The organism is Pseudomonas sp. BMW13, assembly GCF_013357275.1.
GTDB classification, from domain to species: Bacteria; Pseudomonadota; Gammaproteobacteria; order Pseudomonadales; family Pseudomonadaceae; genus Aquipseudomonas; species Aquipseudomonas khazarica.
In genome coordinates this window covers 77,703-99,065 of sequence record NZ_SUKD01000010.1, presented here as the reverse complement: position 1 = coordinate 99,065, position 21,363 = coordinate 77,703, and the positions used below count along the sequence as shown (strand labels likewise).

20 protein-coding genes are annotated in these 21,363 nt (G+C 63.7%); 7 read left to right on the top strand and 13 right to left on the bottom strand.

The genetic code is table 11. From position 1 onward, the window contains the following. Positions 1–435 precede the first annotated feature (435 nt). Positions 436–1,704 carry an OprD family porin gene (locus E4487_RS08570; protein ID WP_175253138.1) on the top strand — a complete coding sequence of 423 codons (1,269 nt, stop codon included), beginning with the start codon at positions 436–438 and terminating at the stop codon, positions 1,702–1,704. A 69-nt stretch (positions 1,705–1,773) separates the two neighbouring features. Here E4487_RS08570 and E4487_RS08565 read toward each other — a convergent pair whose 3' ends face one another. Beyond that, positions 1,774–2,181 (bottom strand): PaaI family thioesterase, encoded by a 408-nt coding sequence (locus tag E4487_RS08565; RefSeq protein ID WP_134677430.1) that lies wholly within the window; start codon positions 2,179–2,181, stop codon positions 1,774–1,776. Between the two features lie 143 nt (positions 2,182–2,324). Between E4487_RS08565 and E4487_RS08560 the strand changes: the two genes are divergently transcribed. Both E4487_RS08560 and E4487_RS08555 read left to right on the top strand, forming a co-directional pair. Next, a complete protein-coding gene (locus E4487_RS08560; RefSeq protein WP_037047250.1) occupies positions 2,325–4,040 on the top strand; it encodes a proline--tRNA ligase in 1,716 nt (571 codons plus the stop codon). A 20-nt stretch (positions 4,041–4,060) separates the two neighbouring features. Further along, positions 4,061–5,017 carry a hypothetical protein gene (locus E4487_RS08555; protein ID WP_037047249.1) on the top strand — a complete coding sequence of 319 codons (957 nt, stop codon included), beginning with the start codon at positions 4,061–4,063 and terminating at the stop codon, positions 5,015–5,017. 26 nt (positions 5,018–5,043) lie between these two features. Here the strand turns inward: E4487_RS08555 and E4487_RS08550 are convergent, their stop codons facing one another. Both E4487_RS08550 and E4487_RS08545 read right to left on the bottom strand, forming a co-directional pair. Then, positions 5,044–5,865 (bottom strand): aldo/keto reductase, encoded by an 822-nt coding sequence (locus E4487_RS08550; protein ID WP_037047247.1) that lies wholly within the window; start codon positions 5,863–5,865, stop codon positions 5,044–5,046. 64 nt (positions 5,866–5,929) lie between these two features. Next, positions 5,930–6,610 (bottom strand): bifunctional 2-polyprenyl-6-hydroxyphenol methylase/3-demethylubiquinol 3-O-methyltransferase UbiG, encoded by a 681-nt coding sequence (locus tag E4487_RS08545; protein WP_037047246.1) that lies wholly within the window; start codon positions 6,608–6,610, stop codon positions 5,930–5,932. Between the two features lie 171 nt (positions 6,611–6,781). Here E4487_RS08545 and E4487_RS08540 point away from each other — a divergent pair, with 171 nt between their 5' ends. Both E4487_RS08540 and E4487_RS08535 read left to right on the top strand, forming a co-directional pair. Then, a complete protein-coding gene (locus tag E4487_RS08540) occupies positions 6,782–9,880 on the top strand; it encodes a transglycosylase domain-containing protein (protein WP_175253137.1) in 3,099 nt (1,032 codons plus the stop codon). Positions 9,881–9,975: 95 nt separating this feature from the next. Next, positions 9,976–10,860 carry an alpha/beta hydrolase gene (locus E4487_RS08535; protein WP_134677331.1) on the top strand — a complete coding sequence of 295 codons (885 nt, stop codon included), beginning with the start codon at positions 9,976–9,978 and terminating at the stop codon, positions 10,858–10,860. 6 nt (positions 10,861–10,866) lie between these two features. On the opposite strand, the gene E4487_RS08530 is transcribed toward E4487_RS08535, so the two are convergent. The 3 genes from E4487_RS08530 to E4487_RS08520 form a co-directional block, all read right to left on the bottom strand. Continuing rightward, the gene (locus tag E4487_RS08530) at positions 10,867–11,079 is read right to left on the bottom strand and encodes a VF530 family DNA-binding protein (protein ID WP_037047239.1); all 213 of its coding nucleotides are present in this window, start codon (positions 11,077–11,079) and stop codon (positions 10,867–10,869) included. A gap of 103 nt (positions 11,080–11,182) precedes the next feature. Next, complete coding sequence (gene putP, locus E4487_RS08525; protein ID WP_037047237.1) at positions 11,183–12,667, bottom strand: sodium/proline symporter PutP; 1,485 nt, start codon at positions 12,665–12,667, stop codon at positions 11,183–11,185. A gap of 410 nt (positions 12,668–13,077) precedes the next feature. Further along, on the bottom strand, positions 13,078–14,211 hold the full coding sequence (locus E4487_RS08520; RefSeq protein WP_175253136.1) for a GNAT family N-acetyltransferase: 1,134 nt from the start codon (positions 14,209–14,211) through the stop codon (positions 13,078–13,080). A gap of 103 nt (positions 14,212–14,314) precedes the next feature. Here E4487_RS08520 and E4487_RS08515 point away from each other — a divergent pair, with 103 nt between their 5' ends. Further along, a complete protein-coding gene (locus tag E4487_RS08515) occupies positions 14,315–14,920 on the top strand; it encodes an inorganic diphosphatase (RefSeq protein ID WP_175253135.1) in 606 nt (201 codons plus the stop codon). Positions 14,921–14,976: 56 nt separating this feature from the next. Here E4487_RS08515 and E4487_RS08510 read toward each other — a convergent pair whose 3' ends face one another. The 7 genes from E4487_RS08510 to E4487_RS08480 form a co-directional block, all read right to left on the bottom strand. Further along, complete coding sequence (locus tag E4487_RS08510; RefSeq protein WP_175253134.1) at positions 14,977–15,906, bottom strand: ParB/Srx family N-terminal domain-containing protein; 930 nt, start codon at positions 15,904–15,906, stop codon at positions 14,977–14,979. Between the two features lie 86 nt (positions 15,907–15,992). After that, entirely contained in the window at positions 15,993–17,291 is a 1,299-nt protein-coding gene (locus E4487_RS08505) for an OprO/OprP family phosphate-selective porin (RefSeq protein ID WP_150608549.1), read from the bottom strand. Positions 17,292–17,450: 159 nt separating this feature from the next. Next, entirely contained in the window at positions 17,451–17,783 is a 333-nt protein-coding gene (locus E4487_RS08500) for a YnfA family protein (RefSeq protein ID WP_037047228.1), read from the bottom strand. Positions 17,784–17,792: 9 nt separating this feature from the next. Further along, positions 17,793–18,221 (bottom strand): hypothetical protein, encoded by a 429-nt coding sequence (locus E4487_RS08495; RefSeq protein WP_037047227.1) that lies wholly within the window; start codon positions 18,219–18,221, stop codon positions 17,793–17,795. Positions 18,222–18,293: 72 nt separating this feature from the next. Next, complete coding sequence (locus tag E4487_RS08490; RefSeq protein ID WP_175253157.1) at positions 18,294–19,427, bottom strand: CynX/NimT family MFS transporter; 1,134 nt, start codon at positions 19,425–19,427, stop codon at positions 18,294–18,296. Positions 19,428–19,557: 130 nt separating this feature from the next. Beyond that, positions 19,558–20,370 carry an SDR family oxidoreductase gene (locus E4487_RS08485; RefSeq protein WP_037047221.1) on the bottom strand — a complete coding sequence of 271 codons (813 nt, stop codon included), beginning with the start codon at positions 20,368–20,370 and terminating at the stop codon, positions 19,558–19,560. Between the two features lie 119 nt (positions 20,371–20,489). Then, positions 20,490–20,819, bottom strand: a complete 330-nt coding sequence (locus E4487_RS08480) for a DHCW motif cupin fold protein (protein ID WP_037047219.1) — start codon at positions 20,817–20,819, stop codon at positions 20,490–20,492. A 197-nt stretch (positions 20,820–21,016) separates the two neighbouring features. On the opposite strand from E4487_RS08480, the gene E4487_RS08475 reads away from it, so the two are divergent. Further along, positions 21,017–21,238, top strand: coding sequence for a DUF2061 domain-containing protein (locus tag E4487_RS08475; RefSeq protein WP_175253133.1), 222 nt, complete (start codon positions 21,017–21,019; stop codon positions 21,236–21,238). Positions 21,239–21,363 lie beyond the last annotated feature (125 nt).

The window sequence follows — 21,363 nt, the reverse complement described above, 5'->3', positions numbered from 1 at the left end:
CGCACCGGGAGAAAACGCCGCAACCGCCCACGCAGGCGACAGGCAAGCCCACAGAATGCAACGCCCACGCAGCCGCGCGTGGGGTTCGCACCGGGAAATCACGTTTTTGCAGAATCCCTGGCGTTTTGAGCACGACTTTTGCTAACTGTCAGAGCAATGCCCGGCACGCCGTGCAGTCGATCAATAACAGCGGTACCAGGCAACCCAGAACCGCGAGAGCGTCGGCCTAACGCAACGCAAGTGAAGATCTACAGATTTGCGACATCCTTCATTACGCCATGCGACACCGTTCTGAACGAACCCGCAATGAATAGACTGCAACTATCGCCATAATTGGCTGCGTGCTATAAGTTACCGCCGACACAAAAAGAAAGAGCCGCCCATACAATAAAATAGTGGGCAGCGCAACTCTTCTAAACCAAAGGAGCAATCACGATGCAAGTGATGAAGTGGAGCGTAATCGCCCTGGCAGTCGCCGCGGGCACTTCCCAGATGGCAGTGGCATCCAGCCAGTCCGAGTCGAACGGTTTGATCGAAGATAGCAGCTTCAACATCTTCAACCGTGCCCTGTACATGAACCGTGACTTCCGCAACGGCGGTGTAGGCCGCAGCGACCAGAGCTATCGCGAAGAAACTGGTCTGGGCATCCGCCTGCTGTTCGAATCCGGCTTCACCCAAGGCACCGTAGGCGTCGGCTTCGACGCTCACTCGCTGAGCAGCATCAAGCTCGACAGCGGTCGTGGCCGCCACAGCAACGGCCTGTTCGCCACCACCGACGACGGCCGTGGTGATGACACCCAATCCGAGGTTGGCGGCGCCATCAAGTTCCGCATCTCTGACACTGTCCTGAAGTACGGCAACCAGTTCGTGGCCAGCCCGGTGTTCTCCACCGACGACAGCCGTATCCTGCCGGAAGTTGCCACCGGCACCCTGCTGACCAGCAACGAAATCGAAGGTCTGGAGCTGACTGCAGGTCGCTTCACGGCCATGAACAGCCAGGTTGCCACCGGACGCGATAGCCTCACCCAAAGCGGCGAAAGCCTTAAGTCTGCCAACATCGTCGGCGCCAGCTACAGCTTCACCGACAATTTCAGCGGCGCTATCCACGCGTCCGACGTTGAAGACTTCTGGAAAAAGAAATACCTCAACCTGAACTACAATCTGCCACTGGCAGAAGAGCAGGCCCTGAACTTTGACTTCAACTTCTATAAGAGTGACGACGACGGTCGTGCTCTTGCCGGTGAGTTGGACAACAAGATTTGGAGCTTGGCAGCCGCCTATTCCCTGGGCGCCCACACCTTCACAGTTGCCCACCAGCGCTCTTCTGGCGACACTGGCTACAATTACGGCATCGACGGTGGCGGCACCATCTGGCTGGCCAACTCGGTTCAGTACTCTGACTTCTACTACAAAGACGAGCGCTCCTGGCAAGTTCGTTACGATATCGATATGGCCACCTATGGCGTGCCGGGCCTGAGCTTCATGACTCGCTACATCGCTGGTAGCAATATCGATGTAGGCGCGGGCCAAAGTGATGCTTCCGAGCGCGAGCTGGACATCGAAGCCAAGTATGTCATCCAAGAAGGCGCTGCGAAGGACCTGTCCTTCCGCATCCGTAATGCGTTCTATCGTGCAGACAATCGTCTGGACAACGACATCAATGACTTCCGCCTGATCGTCGAATACCCGCTGAGCGTTCTGTAACGACTGCGTAATTCGACAACAAAGAAACCCGGCCTAGGCCGGGTTTCTTTTTATGGGCAGGATGCTGCGTCAGATCGGCAACGCATATGTCCCGGTCACGTGGGCCACCAGCTCAGCCTCGTTCCCCGCCGAATACAGCGAAACCTCACAGACGGCCTGGCGCCGGCTCAGGCGCAGGATGCTCGCCTCGGCCAGCAGGTCCACCGGCTGAGGTTTGACCAGGAAGTTGATGTTGAGATTGGAGGTCACCGCCATCTCCACGCGCCCCAGACGCCCCAATACCACGGCGTACATCGCCGCATCGCCCAGCGCCATGATGGTCGGCCCCGACAAGGTACCGCCCGGACGCACCAATTTGGCATGAAAGGGAACCCGTGCCAGTACCCCCGCCTCGTCGAGCCGGTCGATACGCAGGTCGATGTCCTCGGCCATGGGCAACCCGGCCCGAATCAATGTCTGAACCTCACGCGCAGTCAGTCCCACAGCATCGCCCTCCTGGATTAACGCAGCGCCGCACCCAATGCCGGTCGCAGTACCTGCAACCGTCCTGTACGCCACTGTATAGGCACCGTACAATGCCGGCCTATTCCAAGCCCTAGCAACCGACAGAACAGCCAAACATGCGTACCAGTCAGTTCCTGCTCTCGACCCTGAAAGAAACTCCCTCCGATGCCGTGGTGATCAGCCACCAGCTGATGCTGCGTGCCGGCATGATCCGCAAACTGGCCTCCGGCCTGTACACCTGGCTGCCGATGGGCCTGCGCGTGCTGCGCAAGGTTGAGAACGTGGTGCGCGAGGAAATGAATGCCGCCGGCGCGCTGGAAGTGCTGATGCCGGCCATCCAGCCCGCCGAACTGTGGCAGGAATCCGGTCGCTGGGTGCAGTACGGCCCGGAGCTGCTGCGGGTTCATGACCGTCATGACCGCGAGTTCTGCGTCGGCCCGACCCACGAGGAAGTGATCACCGATCTGGCGCGCAACGAGCTGAACAGCTACAAGCAGCTGCCGATCAACTTCTACCAGATCCAGACCAAGTTCCGTGACGAGATTCGTCCGCGCTTCGGCCTGATGCGCGGCCGCGAGTTCATCATGAAGGACGCCTACTCCTTCCATGCCGACCAGGCGTCGCTGCAGGAAACCTACGACCGCATGCACCAGGCGTACTGCAACGTGTTCAGCCGCCTGGGCCTGGACTACCGTCCGGTGCAGGCCGACACCGGCTCCATTGGCGGCACCGGCTCGCACGAGTTCCACGTGCTGGCCGAATCCGGTGAGGACGACATCGCGTTCAGCACCGTCTCCGACTATGCCGCCAACATCGAGAAGGCCGAGGCCGTGCCGCGTGAAAGCGCGCGCGGCGCCGCGACCGAGGAAATGCGCCTGGTCGATACCCCGGACACCAAGACCATCGAGGCGCTGGTCAACGGTTTCGGCCTGGCCATCGAAAAGACCATCAAGACCCTGGTGGTGCACGCCGCCGAGGAAGGCAAGCTGATCGCGCTGGTGGTACGTGGTGACCACGAGCTGAACGAGATCAAGGCCGCCAACCTGGAACTCGTTGCCAGCCCCCTGCAGATGGCCAGCGAGGCCGAGATTCGTGCCGCCATCGGCGCCGGCCCCGGCTCGCTGGGCCCGGTCAACCTGCCGATTCCCTGCGTGATCGACCGCAGTGTCGCCCTGATGAGCGACTTCGCCTCGGGCGCCAATATCGAGGACAAGCACTACTTCGGCGTCAACTGGGAGCGTGACCTGCCCCTGCCCGCCGTCGCCGACCTGCGCAACGTCCTCGCGGGCGACCCCAGCCCGGACGGCCAGGGCACCCTGGAGATCAAGCGCGGCATCGAGGTCGGGCACATCTTCCAGCTGGGCACCAAGTACAGCGAAGCGATGAACTGCCAGGTACTCGGCGAGAACGGCAAGCCGGTGACCCTGAGCATGGGCTGCTACGGCATTGGCGTATCGCGCGTCGTGGCCGCCGCCATCGAGCAGAACTTCGACGAGCGCGGCATCCGCTGGAATGACGCCCTGGCGCCCTTCCACATCGCCCTGGTACCGCTGCGCTACGAAACCGAGCAGGTGCGCGAAGCCACCGACAAGCTGTATGCGCAACTGACCGCAGCGGGCTTCGAGGTGCTGCTCGACGATCGCGACAAGAAGACCAGCCCCGGCATCAAGTTCGCCGACATGGAGCTGATCGGCATCCCGCATCGCGTGGTGGTCAGCGATCGCGGCCTGGCAGAGGGCAACCTCGAGTACAAGAGCCGCGCCGAAACCGAGCCGCAAGCCGTACCGCTGGCGGAAATCCTGTCCTTCCTGCAAGCCCGTATCAGCCGCTGATCACGTAGCACCGAGACATCATGCACACGAGCAACAACCTTCGCCTGACTGGCGCCGCACTGTGCGGCGCCCTCTTTCTCAGCGGCTGCGCCAACCAGCTCCCCCAGCGCAGCGAGCATGAGGAGCGTATCGAGCGCAAACTGCTGGATCACCAGTTGCAGATCGATACGGGCGAGCCCAAGGTGCTGGAGCTGCCGCAACGGCGTATCCGCGTGCATGACCAGAAGAGCTACGAAGTCACCGCATTCGAGGTCACGCGCCGTTACGACCGCTATACGCCCTATCAGCCCTGGCGCGAGCTTTACGAGGTGCCGGTGGGGGCCGTCGCGGTCGTGGCCGGCGTCGGCGCCAACGTGCTCAACGTGGTGCTCCTCGGCAGCCTGCCGGAAACCGCGACCCGCGACTGGATCAGCTACGGCATGGCGGGCCTGAATCCGTTCATGAACGTGGAATCCAACGGCCGTGCCGAGCAGAACCTGGCGAGCATCGAGGAGCTGCAGCGCGATCGGCGCATGGAGTACACCAACCTGCCCTGGGCCGAGAGAGCGGTACAGGTCCAGGCCGGGGAGCAACGCTTCGAGCTGCTTACCGACAGCACCGGCGTGCTGCGTCTCAACCTGCTGGACAGCCCGTTCACCGAGCAGGACATCACGCGACTGAACCTGTTGCAGCTGAGCGTCGAGGAACGGCTGGGCGACGACCTGGCCCGCGCCGAAACGACCCTGATGGTCAGCCACACCCTGCGCGGCAAGCTGCGCGAGGCGCACGACCTGATCTTCGACGACCTCGAAGGCGATGATGTCGCCCAGTGGGTGCACCGGGTCAAACGCCTTTCCGATCTGGGCCTGGAGGAAGAAGCCAGCGAGCTGGAGCAGAGCCTGATCGAGCTGACCCGCAACGACCCCGAGCTGCAGGATGCCTTCCTCAAGGCTCTGCTCAAGGATGCCGGGCGTCTGGCCGCCGACCCGGCCAACTGACCACCGGTTTGCCCCGCTCCGGGGCGCTAGACCATCTCCAGCGGACGCTTGCGCTGCGGCGGCGCGAAGGCCGCATCCAGCGAATCCAGGTCGTGCGTATCGAGGACAATGGCAGCCGCCGCCGCATTGTCGCGCAGGTGCGCGCTGCCAACCGCCTTGGGAATGGCGATCACCCCGTCCTGCCTGAGTGTCCAGGCCAGCGCCACCTGGGCCGGCGTCACCCCATGCCGCTTGGCGACCGCGCACAACGCAGGCGCCTGCAGCAACGCCCCCGCCTGGCTGAGCGGGCAGTAGGCCATCAACGGCATCGCGGCACGCTGCTGCCAGGGCAGCAGGTCATATTCGATGCCGCGTGCCTCGAGGTTGTACAGCACCTGATTGGTGCTGCAGCCCGGCTGATCCAGCTCCAGCAGATCGTCCAGGTCGAAGTTGGAAACACCCCAGGCGCCGATCTTGCCCTGTTCGCGCAAGCGCTCGAAGCCTGCCACGGTTTCCGCCAGCGGATAACGCCCACGCCAGTGCAGCAGATACAGGTCGATACGTTCGCAGCCAAGGCGCTTGAGGCTGCGCTCGCAGGCCGCCTGCACACCGTCCAGGCTGGCATTGTGCGGGTACACCTTGCTGACCAGGAACACCTCGTCACGACGCCCGGCAATGGCTTCTCCCACTACCTGCTCGGCACCACCCTCGCCATACATCTCGGCGCTGTCGATCAGCGTCATGCCCAGATCCAGTCCCTCACGCAGCGACGCGACCTCGCGCGCACGCTGCTGCCGGTCTTCCCCCATGCGCCAGGTGCCCTGCCCGATCACCGGTACCTGGCTACCAGCCAGTTCAATCTTGCGCATCGACAGATCCTCGAGTGATTGAGCGCGGCTCACTGCCGCGCCATGGCCGACGAACGTGGCCGGTTCAGAGTGGCTTGAGCAGAAGCAGCAGGGAAACCGGCTGGACGCTTTCGGGGTGCAACGGCTCCTGCAGCCATTCCAGGCGCCAGCCGGTCTCGCCGAACAGCGTCAGCCAGGATTGCAAGGTGCGGAAGAACCAGGGCATGGGCGCCTGGAAGCCCTCGCCAAAACCGGCGAAGTCCTCCACCCGCCAACCATCCTGGTAGGGTTCGCCATGGCTGGCGCGCCAGGGGTGCAAGGTCTGAATCAGCAGGCTGCCGCCAGGTGCGAGCAGGGCATGCAGGCTCTGCAACACCGGCTGCAGGGGCTCCTCCAGCAAGGCGAAATTGCACACCAGCACCTCGAAACGCCCGAGCTGCTCGGCATGCTGATCCAGCTCGGCATAGCCACAGACACGGTACTGGCTGCGCCCGTCGCAGGCGGCACGAGCGGCTTCGATCAGGGGTGCCGAAGCATCCACGCCGACCGGCTCGATGCCATGTTCGGCCAGCCCCCGGCACAGCCAACCCTCGCCGCAACCGATGTCCAGCACACGCCTGGGCTGCAGCGCCAGCACCGCCTGGATGATGGCGGCATCGGTGACCAGGCGACGGCTCTCGATGCGCTGCTCGCGCACAGCGGCAGCCCAGGCATCGGCGTTGGCCTGCCAGCTCTGCTGAAGCTGTTCTCGATGGTCGCGCTGCATGCGGGGCCCCCTACATCTTGCGTTGCAGCGAGTCTAGCAGCCCTGTTGGCGGAGCAATACCGCAGGCGCCATCGACTAAGCTGTAGTGCATGAGTGGCGACGAACGCAGTGCTGCCGGCACGCGAGCACTGGTGCAGTTCACATGAGGCCGACAGGCCGGGCCGGTGGTATATGGGCGCGTCATGGCAATCCAACCCGCAGCACGGTGTCCTGGTCCGCTCGCCCGACCTGCAGGACTCGCCTGGTGCGCCGACCAGCAAGCGTCGCTGGCGCACCTACCTCTATCTCCTGCTGACCTTGCTGGTGCTGCTCGGCACGGCGCTGCTGGTATACGAGTCGCGCAGCGCGCACTTCCAGTCACGCGAGCTGAGCCGCTATGCGGCCAGCCTCGGCTACCAGGTCGAACCCGGCCCCAGCGAACGCATCGTCTACCCGTCCGATGGGCCGTTCGACAAGCGCCAGGGCTATGCCTACCTGCCGCTGATGCTGGAGCGCCTGCAGCAGCGCGACTACCTGATCAGCGAGCAGTCGCGTTTCTCCGACGCACTGCTGGCCTACACCCGCCGCGGCCTCTTCCCGCCGTTCGCCGAGAAGAGCCAGAGTGGCCTGAGCATCAGTGACTGCCGTGGCAGCCCCTTCTACACATTTCTCTATCCGCGCCAGGGCTATGCCGATTTCGCCAGCATTCCGCCCCTGGTGGTGAACAGCCTGCTGTTCATCGAGAACCGTCACCTGCTCGACCACGCGCAACCGCTGGCCAACCCGGCGGTGGACTGGCCACGCTTCGCCATTGCCGCACTGTCCCAGGTGGGCAAGGTGCTCGACCTTCAGGACCAGTCGGCCGGCGGCAGTACGCTGGCAACCCAGCTGGAGAAGTACCGTCACTCCCCGGACGGGCTGACCCTGTCCGCCGGGGAAAAACTGCGGCAGATGATTTCCGCCAGCGTGCGCGCCTACCAGCAGGGCCCGCAGACGCTGGAGACGCGCCAGCGCATCGTGCGCGACTACCTCAACAGCGTGCCGCTCTCCGCCGCGCCAGGCCATGGCGAGGTGCACGGCCTGGCGGACGGCTTGCGCATCTGGTACGGCGCGGACTTCGAACGCATCAATGCCCTGCTCGATCCCGCCCGCTCGACCGAGGCCAGCCTCGCCGAACGTGGCCTGGCGCTGCGCCAGGTGTTGTCGCTGATGATCGCCCAGCGCCGCCCGTCCTATTACCTGGCCCAGGGCCGGCACGACCTGGAGGACCTGACCGAGAGCCACATCCGCCTGCTGGCCAGTGGCGGGCTGATCGACCATGACCTGCTGGACGCCGCCCTGGGCCAGCGCCTGGTCTATCGGGACTGGCAACTAGAGCCCAACCTGCGCGTGCAGGAGAACGACAAAGGCATCAGCGTCGCCCGCTCGCGCCTCTCCAACCTGCTGGGCATGCCGTTCTACGACCTCGACCGCCTCGACCTCGCCGCCAGCAGCACCCTGCAGTACGACCTGCAGCATCAGGTCAGCCACTACCTGCAGCAGCTGGCCGAACCGCAGTTCGCCGGGCAGATCGGCCTGTTCGGCGAGCGCCTGCTGTCCCCGGAGAAGACTGCAGAGGTGCGCTACAGCTTCACCCTGTTCGAGCGCACCGCAACTGGCAGTCGGGTGCGGGTGCAGACCGACAGTACCGACCAGCCGTTCGATATCAACGAGGGCAGCAAGCTCGAACTGGGCTCGACCGCCAAGCTGCGCGTGCTGGCCACCTACCTGGAGATCATCGCCGAACTGCATCGGCAGCACGCAGGCAAGACCCCGGCCGAGTTGCGTGAGGTGGACATCGCCCGCCAGGATCACCTGAGCCGCTGGGCGGTCGACTACCTGCAGGCCAACCCGCAGGCGGATCTGGCCGGCATGCTGCAGGCGGCGCTGGAGCGGCGCTACTCGGCCAATCCCAACGAACGCTTCTTCACCGGAGGCGGCCTGCACAGCTTCGGCAACTTCCGCCGCGAGGACAATGGCCGCAACCCGACCCTGCGCGAGGCCCTGCGCGAGTCGATCAACCTGCCCTTCGTGCGCCTGATGCGTGATCTGGTGCGCTACAGCACCTACCAGAACAGCGCCGAGTTGCTCAAGGACGACAAGGACCCGCGCCGCCTGAAATACCTGCAGCGCTTCGCCGACCGCGAAGGACGCACCTTTCTCCTGCGCTTCTGGCGCAAGTACCAGGGCCAGCCCGAGCAACAGCGCCTGGAGACCTTCATCAGCGGCCTGCGCCAGACCTCGGTGCGCCTCGCCGCCGTGCACCGCTATCTGCTGCCGCACGCCGACGAGGCCAGCTTCGCCGCGTTCCTGCGCGCCCAGCTGCCGCAGGAACGGCTCAGCGAGCAGCGCATCACGCGCCTCTACCAGGACTACGGGCCTGGCGCCTACAGCCTCCCCGACCAGGGCTACATCGCCCGTGTGCACCCGCTGGAGCTGTGGCTGCTGGGCTACCTGATCGACCACCCGCAGGCCAGTTTCAACGACGCCGTCGCTGCCAGCGTCGACGAGCGCCAGGAGGTCTACGGCTGGCTGCTGCGCAGCCGCCACAAGAGCGCGCGCGACAGTCGCATCCGCATCATGCTGGAAGTCGAAGCCTTCTCCGACATCCATCGCCGCTGGCAGAACCTGGGCTACCCCTTCCAGCATCTGGTGCCGTCGCTGGCCACCGCGCTGGGCAGCTCCGGGGATCGGCCGGCAGCGCTGGCGGAGTTGATGGGCATCATCCTCAACGACGGCATTCGCCAGCCCGTCCTGCGCATCGATGCGCTGCACTTCGCCGCCGACACGCCCTACGAGACCCGCGTCGAACGCGATACCCGGGGCGGCAGGCGGGTGATGGCCTCCGAAGTCGCCGCCGCGTTGCGCGACGCCCTGTCCCAGGTGGTGGAGGGAGGCACCGCACGCCGGCTGCAGGGCAGCTTCCAGTTGCAGGACGGCCACAGCCTGACGCTCGGCGGCAAGACCGGCACCGGCGACAACCGTGTCGAGAGCGTTGGCGCCGGCGGCCGGGTGATCAGCTCACGGGCGATGAACCGCACGGCCACCTTCGTGTTCTTCCTCGGCCCGCGCCATTACGGCACGCTCACCGCCTTCGTGCCGGGGCGCGAAGCCGAGCGCTTCACCTTCACCTCGGCGCTGCCGGTGCAGGTGCTCAAGGGCATGGCGCCGATACTCGCGCCCTATCTGGAACCAGGCAGCGCGACCGGATGCCAGGCGCCCCTGAGCGCCCCTCAGATCAGTTGGCGGTAACACCTGGTAACCAGCGCGGGGGCAGGCGCAGGAAACCCGGCAGCGCCTGTGCAGTCCATGGCAGCACCACCGTTTTTCTTTCGTGAGTGTCGCCCATGCCCCTGTCCTGGCTGGCCCTGCTGCGCCGTCGTCGCCTGAGCCTGATCATCCTCGCGTGCCTGCTGGCATTGCTGCCGATAGGCTGCGCCAAACTGGAGCAGACCGAGCGCGAACTGGTGTTCCGTATCGAGCCGGGCACCGCCCGCTGGTTCAATGGCCTGCCGGCCGGGCTCGAGGACGTGCAACTGCAATCCCCCGAGCTGACGGCCGAGGAAAGCCTGCATGCCTGGTGGTGGCCCGCCAGCCGGCAGGACGCGCCAGCCCTGCTCTATCTGCACGGCTCTCGCTGGAACCTGACAGGCCAGCTGTTTCGCATCGAGCAGCTGCATGCCATGGGATTCTCGGTGCTGGCCGTGGACTACCGCGGTTTCGGTCAGAGTCGTGGCGCGCTGCCCTCCGAGCGTAGCGTCTACCAGGACGCCGCCATCGCCTGGCAGCACCTGGCTCGCCTGCAACCCGAGCCGGGCAAGCGCTTCATCTACGGCCACTCCCTCGGTGGCGCCGTAGCCGTCAACCTGGCCCATGAACTGGCCAGTGAACACAGCAGCGCACAAGCCGGCGGGCTGATCGTCGAATCCAGCTTCACCAACCTGGGCGACATTGCCGCTGCAGTCACCCATACCTCGCTGCCCGTGCGCTGGCTGCTATCGCAGGATTTCGACTCGCTCGGCAAGATTGGCGCAGTCGGTGTGCCGGTGCTGATCGCCCACGGTCGTGATGATCGCTACGTGCCGTCGCGCTTCAGCGAGGAGCTGTTCGCCGCGGCCAGTGAACCCAAGCAACTGCTGCTGATCGACGGCGCCAACCACAACAACGGCCTGCGCATGGCCGGTGCGAACTACCGTCAGGCGCTGCAGACGCTTGGCCTGTCGCCCAACTGAGCGGACTCAGGACTTGAACTGCTGGAGGTAGAGCTGCTCGACCTTGGCACGGGCCCAGGGCGTCTTGCGCAGGAAGGCCAGGCTCGACTTGATGCTGGGCTCATGCTTGAAACAGCGCACATCGATCTGCCGCGCCAGGCCATCCCAGCCCAGGCGTTCCACCAATGCGCCGAGAATCGCCTGCAGGGTCAGGCCGTGGAGAGGATCGTTGCTGGTCATGCGGACATCCGTTGCGAAATGGCAGGCGCCTACCTTAACGCCAGCGCAAAGAAAAAGGCGATGACTGTCTGCCAGTCATCGCCTTCGGCTACAGCCAGCGCACTTACGCCGACTTGTATTCCTTCTCGGCCTCATCGAAGCGGCTGAGCATCGACTGGCTCGGGGCCTGACCGATGCGGCTGAAGATCACGATCGCCAGGGTGGCGAGGATGAAGCCCGGGATGATCTCGTACAGCCCCATGCCAATCCAGTTCTTCCACACGATCACGGTGGTGGCACCGACCAGCATGCCGGCCAGCGCGCCATTGCGCGTCATGCCTTTCCACAGCAGCGAGAGGATCACCACCGGACCGAAGGCGGCACCGAAGCCGGCCCAGGCGTAGGACACCAGGCCAAGTACGCGGTTTTCCGGGTTGGCGGCCAGAGCGATGGCGACCAGCGCGACCAGCAGGACCATGCCGCGGCCGACCCAGACCAGCTCGGACTGCGAAGCGCCCTTGCGCAGGAATGCCTTGTAGAAGTCCTCGGTCAGCGCACTGGAGCACACCAGCAGCTGGCAGCTCAGGGTGCTCATCACCGCTGCCAGGATGGCGGACAGCAGGATACCGGCGATCCAGGGGTTGAACAGCAGCTTGGACAGCTCGATGAAGACGCGCTCCGGGTTCTCGCCGACCGGGCCGGCCAGTTCAGGATGCGCGGAGAAGTAGGCGATGCCGAAGAAACCGACGGCCACGGCACCGGCCAGGGTCAGAATCATCCAGGTCATGGAGATGCGACGGGCAGCCGGGATCGACTTGACCGAGTCGGCGGCCATGAAGCGCGCCAGGATGTGCGGCTGACCGAAGTAGCCCAGGCCCCAGGCCATCAGCGAGATCACGCCAATGAAGGTGGCGCCCTTGAGCATGTCGAAGTGGCTCGGGTCGACCGCCTCGATGGCGGTCATCGCCGGATCGAAGCCACCGGTGCCGATCAGCACGAATACCGGGGTCAGGATCAGGGCGAAGATCATCAGGGTCGCCTGCACGGTGTCGGTCCAGCTCACCGCCAGGAAGCCACCGATGAAGGTGTAGGCGATGGTCGCTGCGGCACCGGCCCACAGGGCGGTTTCGTAGCTCATGCCGAAGGTGCTTTCGAACAGACGGGCGCCAGCCACCACGCCGGAGGCGCAGTAGATGGTGAAGAACACCAGGATGACCACTGCCGAGAAGATGCGCAGGATGCGGCTGTTGTCTTCGAAGCGATTGGTGAAGTAGTCCGGCAGGGTCAGGGCGTTGCCATTGTGCTCGGTCTGCACGCGCAGGCGACCGGCGACGAACAGCCAGTTGAGGTAGGCACCGATGACCAGGCCGATGGCAATCCAGCTTTCGGAAATACCGGCAACGAAGATCGCGCCCGGCAGGCCCATGAGCAGCCAGCCGCTCATGTCGGAGGCTCCCGCGGACAGCGCGGTCACGAAGCTGCCGAGGCTGCGGCCACCCAGGATGTAATCGGAAAGGTTCTTGGTACGCAGATAGGCGATCAGGCCGATCAGTACCATGGCTGCGATGTACACCACGAAGGTGACGAGCATTGGAGTACTAGCTGTCATTGGGGGGCTCCCCTCTCGTTTGTTGTTCTCGGGCACCGAACCCTGAAGGCATGCTGCATCCACCTGTGCGGATGCGGGCTTCGGTCTCTTTTCCTCGTCACACCGATGCCGGGTGAGCACGACCAGGAAGCATCCTTCCCGATCTCCCAGGCTGACGCCTGCGGCCACCGAATCGCGTCACGACCGTACTGCAATCACGCAATGCCCTGGCTAAGGGTCTAGCCCAGCAACGCTGGTCTGACCAATACATAAGGGTAAAAACGGTCGTAACGAAAGTGAAGGGCGGAATTTAGTGGCAGAACCGAACGGGCTTCTTGCCGAAAGCTCTGGAGTTTTTGCAGAAACCTACGCCCCGGGGAACTTCCGGCGAACGGCAGCTGCATGCCCGCCGGCACTACCTGAGCGACTGGTCAACTCTCGCCGGTATGGCGAAACGGCAGGTAGCTGCGTGCTTCGTCGGCATAGGACAGCACGCCAGAACGCTCCTGCACGAGGAAGTCGGTGACGGCAGCACGCAGCCCCGGATGGCAGAGATAGTGCCAGGAACGCGTGATGACCGGTTCGAAACCACGGATCAGCTTGTGCTCCCCTTGCGCGCCGGCATCGAAGCGCCGCAAGCCTTCGGCGATGGCCAGCTCCATGCCCTGGTAGAAGCAGGTTTCGAAATGCAGCCGGTCGAACTCGGCCAGGCAGCCCCAGTAGCGGCCATAGAAGGTATCCCCGTCCACCAGGCTGAATGCCATGGCCACCGGCCGACCGCGCAACTGCGCGAACACCAGGCGAATCATCTCCGGCATGCGCTCGGCCAGCAGGCTGAAGAAGGCCCGCGTCAGATAGGGTGCCTGCCCCCGTACGTGATAGGTGTTGGCGTAGCAGTGGTAGACGAAGTCCCACTCCTGCTCGCTCAGCTCATGGCCCAGGCGTCGGTCGAACTCGATGCCCTGCCCCGCGACCTGCTCACGTTCCTTGCGCAGTTGCTTGCGCTTGCGCGAGCTGAGCGCGTCGAGAAAGTCCTGAAAGTCACGGTAACCGCGATTGTTCCAGTGAAACTGGCAGCCCAGGCGCTCCAGCCAGCCGTCACGGCCGTTCAGCAGCGCATCGCATGCCGGGCTGGTGAAGTTGATGTGCAGGCTCGACAACCCCTGCGCCTCCAGCTCGGCCGTCAGCTCATCGAGCATCGCGCCCGCGCAGCGGGGCTCCCCGAGCAGCCGCGCACCGGCAACCGGCGAGAACGGCACGGCGCCCAGCAACTTCGGGTAATAGGCGATCCCGGCGCGCCGACAGGCATCGGCCCAGGCGTGGTCGAACACGTACTCGCCATAGGAATGCCGCTTCAGATAGGCCGGCAACGCCGCCCTCACCTGCCCCTGGTCATCGCACCAGAGACGATGTGACGGCTGCCAGCCAGTGTCGCCCCCGACACTGCCGCTGTCTTCGAGAGCGCTGTGAAATGCATGCCGCAGAAACGGCTGAGCACCGGGCAGCAGGGCGTCCCAGGTATCGGCGGAGAGCGCGTGAAGTGAATCGAGGGTGGTGACGGGCATGACAACGAATCCCAGAAGCGAGGTTGCAATATATCTCTAACAATGCGCCCGCAATATGAGAAGGCCAACCTTTATAACCTTCAGCTCTGCAAAGGAGTCATCCATGCAAAAGTCCCTTCTCGCCCTTGGCGTCGCCATGCTTCTCGGTAGCGGTGCCGCACTCGCGCAGCAGTCGATCACCCACCCGTTTCACGCGAGCCAGGCGAAGGATGCTCCGAACAACGTTCACATGGCGGTGGAAATTCCCGCGGGCAGCTTCACCAAGTATGAGATCAACGAGGAAGGCCTGGTGTTCGTCGACCGCTTCCAGTCGATGCCGGTCGTCTACCCAGCCAACTATGGCTCTCTGTCTCGTACCCTGGGTGGCGACAGTGACCCGCTGGATGGCCTGGTACTGACTCGTGAGCCGTTGCACCCGGGCGTGCTGATCAAGTTCCGCCCCATCGGCTACCTGAAGATGATCGACGGCGGCGAGCACGACGAGAAGATCATCGGCGTCCCCAGCAGCGATATCGACCCGACCTACGACAACATCAAGGACATCGGCGACCTGCCGGCCATCGAGCGCCAGCGCATCGAGGCGTTCTTCCGCGTCTACAAGCAGTTGCCGGAAGGCCGCAAGAAAGTCGAGCTGAATGGCTATGGCAATGCCGCCGAAGCGCGGCAGATGATCCAGACGGCGCTGGACAACTACAAGAAGCATAACTGAGCCGAGCAAGCGCAGAAGAAAGCCCGGCCCAGTGCCGGGCTTTTTCGTTACAGGCCTCAGCTTCCCTCGGCCAGCGCCTTCTTGTAACGGGTGGCATAGTTCAGTTTGCGTCCAGCGACCTTGTTCAGCTCCTTGCGGTCGATGGACGAGTAACCGCCCAGTTCGCGCGCCTTGAAGCCGCTGTCACCGACGATCTCGTCCGGGGCCAGGGCCACCATCTTCTTCGCGGCGGCCTCGACGGCGTCCCGGTAATCGCCACGATCACTCAGGTCATAACCTTCCAGCGGCATCACCGAGCGCAGCCAGTTACCCCAGTAGAACTCGAGAAACTCGGGGGCCACCTCTCCGGAACGCGGCTTGTCGTAAGCGACCTCGCGGGTGAAGTACACCAGCGCACGATAAGGGTCGTTGGCCAAGTGCTGGAGCCCCAGCTGAGCAGGTATCTGCTGCGGGTCGATGCTTCGCCCATTGCCATCCTTGAGCCATACCTTGCGTGCCTGCGCCATGCGCTGCCAGAAGCTGGCCATGTCTGCACTGTCGCTGAAGTTGTCGGTAACGCGCACCCACATGTTCAGGTCGGCGCCAGCATCGGGATACTCCATCAGCACGGTGAAGGTGTGATGGCCATCGGTCAGGAACAGTTTGCCCTGCGGACCGATCACGACGGTTTTCATCTCGCTGCTGCGAGTGCCTACCGCGTTCTGGCAGCTGAAGCTGTCCGGTTTGTGCAAGTCTGCATCGCCAGGCACCCTGGCGCTCTCGCCCTGGCCGTTGGCCTCGCAGTACTCGTCGAACAGCTTGTTGCGCTCATTGGCGAAGCGCCCGAGCTTATAGAAAATCTGGTCATAGCCCACTGCTGCCTGAGTCGGATGCAAGGACGTCAGCGGCACCTGGAGCAATTCGCCCGGTTTGGCCGCACTGTAATCCTGCGCCAGGGCAATGGCGCTGAAACCGATCGATAGCAGCAGAGCGGTAGTCTTACGCATAGCGCTTTTCCATCAATACAAAGCAATAAAAAAGCCCCGCGAAACGCGGGGCTCGAATCAGGAGCAACACTTCAAGGGAGTGAAGCTTAGAAGACGTACTGCAGGCGACCTACGATGGCCTTACCGTCGTCCTGTACATCTTCGCCGTTGACTTGGCTGGAGGTATCCAGGTTGTCGACTTCATAGTCGACGTAGTTCAGGCTCACGCGCACCGCCGGGTTCACGAAGTAGTTCACACCCAGCACCATGGCCTTGGTTTCGAACTCCTTGCTGGCGTCATCAGCCACCAGACCAGCGATACCCAGGTTGGCGGGGATAGCATTGGCGTCAGAGTCGACGGTGGAGCTTTCGTAACGGGCAAAGATTTCCCAGGAGCCGTTCATGTTGTCCGGCTTGTCCCACTTGCCATCGGCAGCCTTGTACTGACGCACGCCGTTGAACATGTAGGAAACCTGACCGTAGTAGCCGTTGATATCGACGTCGGAGTTGGCACCACCAGCGGTTTCACCGCTGATCTGGCGCTGGAAGTACTCGGCCTGGGCACGGAAAGCACCGAACTGCGCGCCGGACTCCAGAACCCACTCGTTGTCTTTGTCTGCAACGGTGACGTCACCCAGGGTCAGGCGGAAGTCATTGTCGCTGCGGATGCCCATGCGGGTACGTGCGCGTGCACGTTCGTCATCGGCTTCGGAGTTGTGGTAGTTGGCCGCCAGGTGGATGACATCGGTGCCGTTGAGGTACGGCGCCCAGTGGGCACGCAGGGTGTAACCGTAGAGCTCGTTGTTGTCGTCGCTCTCGTACTTGTCTTCGTAGGTGGCGACCTGAGCCATCAGACCGTAGTTATCACCGGAGTGCTTGATGTTCACACCGAACTGAGTGTCCTCGTCACCGTTCAGGTAGTCGTACATGAACGGACGCTCGATGGCGGTAATCCAGGACGAACTGGTGGTGTTTTCCAGACCGTAGTCCACACCGAAGCGGCCAACGGTGATCTTGGCGAAGTCCAGGCCCTTGTACGCGATGAAAGCACGGTCGACGCTGGTGTCGTCGTACTCGTCGTAGCTGACACGCAGGCCCCAGTCCCAATCGCTGTAGGCAGTGCCTTCCAGACCGAACTCACCACGACGGATGAAGGTGTTGAAGGTATCGTCGAACGGCTGGTTCTGATCGGCAGCCATCAGACCATCGAAGTTGGTGGCATCCCACTGCAGCTTGCCGCTCAGCTTGAAGCTGAACGCCTTGTCGGTGGTAGCGACTTCCAGGCCACCTTTGGTCTTGATCACGAGGTCGGCGCCGTCAGTGGTAACAGTACCGGCGAAAGCCTGGGCGGAGACGGCCAGAGCCAGAGCGCTGGCTGCGAAACCGGCGAAGTGCTTACGGATCATCGAGGATTCCCCTGTTGAACTTTAAGTGTTGAAAACACCCGAGCGATGGGCTCGTTCGTGTTGGGGGGAATCTTGGCGGGGGGTTATTTCAGCTCAGTTGCCGATATATAAAGATTTGATTACAGCGGAACTTTTTTACTTCCACTGCTTATAAGCGGATCAGGGGCCCTGGATGCGCGGCCCGAGCAGGATGATCGCGGCACCCGCCAGGCACAGCGCTGCACCCAGCCAGTCGCTGAGTAGCGGCCGACTCTTCTCGACCAGTGCCAGCCACGCCAGCGAGGCGACGATGTACACGCCGCCATAGGCCGCATAGGCGCGCCCGGCGAAGGCGGCTTCGACACGGGTCAGCAACAGGCCGAACAGTGCCAGGCTGAGCAGCCCCGGCACTATCCACCAGGCACTGCGGTCGAGCCGCAGCCACATCCAGAAGGCGTAGCAGCCCGCGATTTCGAACGCGGCTGCGAGCAGGAACCACAGGTAATTGATCATCGCCCCAGCCTAGCCGCGCAAGGCGCCTTCGCGCTCCCAGGCACACCGCACGCGCAGGGAACCCTCCTGCGGGCTGTGAAAGCCACTGTCGGACTCCCAGCGGAAGGTGTGCATACCGTTGAGCTCGGTTTCCAGATGGACCACCGCGCTGGCCCAGTACAGACGCTTGAGCAGCGCCTCGAAGGCCTCGATCCACAGGTTCCATTCGTACTCCACCGCGCCGTAGCTGGCGCCGAAGTGGATCACCTGGGTCTGATAGAGCCCCGCCCCCGGCAGTTCGCAGAAGGAGAACATCTCGCGACCGAGAAACGGCCAGAGTTCACCGGCCGGCAGTTCGGCGAGCACGCCGTGGTTGGTTTCACGACGCAAGCGACGTAGCTCGGGATCATCCGAGGGCCAGTCGCGGATACAGCCATAGACGATGGATTCTGACTCCACACCGGCACTCCTGAATAAGCAGAAAGCCTTCTAACACAGCCTGCCAGGGCAAGAAAGGAACTGGCGCGAATTCTAGCGTTGCTGGCGTCGACCGCGCCCCAGCAGCCAGGCCATCAGGATCATCACCAGGGCCAGGGCCGTGAGCACCATGAACGGCAACTGGTAGCTGCCGGACAGGTCCCGCGCCAGGCCGGTGAGAATCGGCGTCAGGCAACCGAGACCATATCCGGTGAAGAGCATCATCGCGGTCCAGCGGCTGACCGCCAGCGGCGAGCCTGCCTCGTACAGCGGCAACACCAGCGACAGGGCGAAGGAGCCTCCCAGGGAGAAACCCATGATCACCGCCCACAGTTCCGGCACCACGCGTGGCAGGAAAGTAATCATCGCCAGACAGCTGCAGGTGATCACGCCGCAGGCCAGCAACAGCAGATAGCGTGCGTCGTAGCGCTGCGCCAGCCAGGGCAGCAGGAAGGAGCTGGGCAGGCCCATCAGCATGATGAAACTCAGCAGCGAGTTGCTGTGCAGCATGCTCAGGCCCGCTTCGTGGTAGCGCGCCACGGCCCAGGTCGCGATGGCGTAGAACAGACCGGCCTGAATCGCGAAGAAGCCGCTGATCAGCCAGGCGCGCGGCTGTCGCCAGGGCAGCCCGCCGCCTTCGCGTTCCTCCGAGCTGCCGCTCTGGTTGGGCAGGCACAGCCAGAGCATCACGCCAAGCAGCGCCGGTAGCGCCCATATGGCCAGCCCCAGGTGCCAGGCGTCACCGAACAGCTGCGTCGCCGGTGCGGTCAGCACGGCACCACCGGCACCGCCGATGGCCATGCCCAGCGAGTACCAGCCCACCACACGGCTCATCTGACCGGCGAAATGGCGCTTGATGAAGCCGGACAGCAAGGGCCCGGCGACCGCAATGGCGGCGCCCAGGGCAATGGCACTGCCGATCAGCACGGCGCTCTGGTGCGCGGCCAGACGGGCCAGCAGGGCCAGGCCGATCAGGGCCAGGCAGAGCATGATGGTGCGCTCCAGCCCCCAGCGCACGGCCAGACGGGGCGCCAGCGGGGCCAACAGGCCCATGCACAGCACCGGCAGTGCCGTGGTCAGACTGATGAAACCGCGACTGAGCGACAGTTCGTCGGCGATGCGTTCGATGAGAGGCGCGAGGGAGGTGATGCCGGGGCGCAAATTGATCGCCGCCAGCACCAGGGCCATCAACAACAGGGCCCGAGAGGCTGGTTTCACGGAGTATCCAAGGTCAGGGCGGCAGGCAGGCCGGGGCCGTCACCCTACCCCCGCAGACCTTGCCAGGCAAGCCTGCAGGGGCAAATAACTGACCTGTTGGTCAGCTGACGGATCGGGCCTTGCCACGCATCTTCTCGGCCATGCCGGCCATCTCGTCGTAGAGCGCCTGCGGGTTCTTCTGCTTCAGCGCCCAGGCCATGCGCCCCATCTCGTGCGGCAGGATCATGAAGCTGCCCTTGGCCAGCTCGTCATGGATGTAGCCGGCGATGTCCGCCGCGCTGATCGGCGAGCTTTCCAGCAGCTTGCCGACCTGGGCCTTCATCGCCGGGGTCGGGCCACGAAAGGAATCCAGCAGGTTGGTCTGGAAGAACGACGGGCAGACCACATGCACGCCGATCTCCTGCTGCCGCAACTCCACCAGCAGGCTCTCCGACAGCGCCACCACGCCGGCCTTGGCCACGTTGTAGTTGCTCATCGCCGGCCCCTGCATCAGTGCCGCCATCGAGGCGATGTTGACGATCTTGCCCTTGCTCTTCTCCAGCAGCGGCAGAAACGCCTTGCAGCCCTTGACCACGCCCATCAGGTTGATCGAGATCTGCCAGTCCCAGTCCTCCAGCGACAGCTCGCTGAAGAAGCCACCGGAAGCCACCCCCGCATTGTTGACGATGATGTCGATGCCGCCGAACTGCTCGTCGCAGGCCTGCGCCAGTGCCGTCAGTTGGCTGTAGTCACGCACGTCACAGCGGCGCGTGAAGCCGTCACCGCCGGCTTCGCGCACCAGCTTGAGGGTTTCCGCCAGGCCAGCCTCGTTGACGTCCGCCAGCGCCAGGCGCCAGCCATCGCGAGCCCAGCGCAAGGCAATCTCGCGCCCCAGGCCGGAACCGGCCCCCGTGATCATCATGCGGTTTTGCATAGCGAACCTGCCTTACATGTCCTGTGGGAATGCCAGAGAGTGTAGCGAGGAAGACCGGGGACACCGCCCTCCATCAGACTCATGAATAGGCAAGGCAAATTGCCACGGCGGGCGAGGGTTCAGTCGACCACGAACAGCCGTGCGCCCTGTTCGGTGAAGGAACGGTGCGCTTCGGCGTCGTCAGCCACCTGGTAGCTCATCCCCGGACGCAGCACGAAGACGCGGCCATCCTCCAGCTCGGTGTGCAGCTCGCCCTCCAGGCACAGCAGCACATGGCCCTTGCGGCACCAGTGGTCGGCCAGATAGCCCGGCGAGTACTCGACCATGCGCACCCGCACCTCGCCAAACTGGCAGGTTCTCCAGCGCGCGAGACCGGTTTCGCCCGGGTGCTCGGTTGGCGTGACGGCGGACCAGTCGGTGATGCCGAAGGCGATATCGCGGATGTGCATGAACCGGGACTCCTTGTGACGAGGCCAACACTCTATTGTTTCGCAGGCAGGTGAGAGAAGTGAATAGATAGGCACTTTCACACGAGAAGCTTTCATGTGCGCAGGCTATCGAAGCCATGGACACAGCGCATTTCACCACACACCCGCGGCGTACTAACCTGAGCCTCATCGGTAAATGATTCTCATCGAGGTGCGCCATGCTCAAGACCCTGACCTTCACCATCATGCACTTCTGCATCGCCTTCGGCGTGGCCTACCTGTTGACCGGCAGCATCGCGGTCAGCGGCCTGGTGGCTGCAGTGGAGCCGCTGTGCAACTCGGTCGGTTTCTACTTCCACGAGAAAGTCTGGGCACTCCTGGAGCAACGCAAGCGCGAGGACTCGATTCCCAAGCACGCCTGGTTGCATCACCACGCGTGACGCCGGCATCCGCCTACCCCGAGGGCGACACCCGCAGGCGACGAAAAGGACGCTGGACAGACCGACTCGATGTATCTTGTTGACGGCAACGTGGCACTTTGCCCGACTTGCTGCTGTCATAAGCG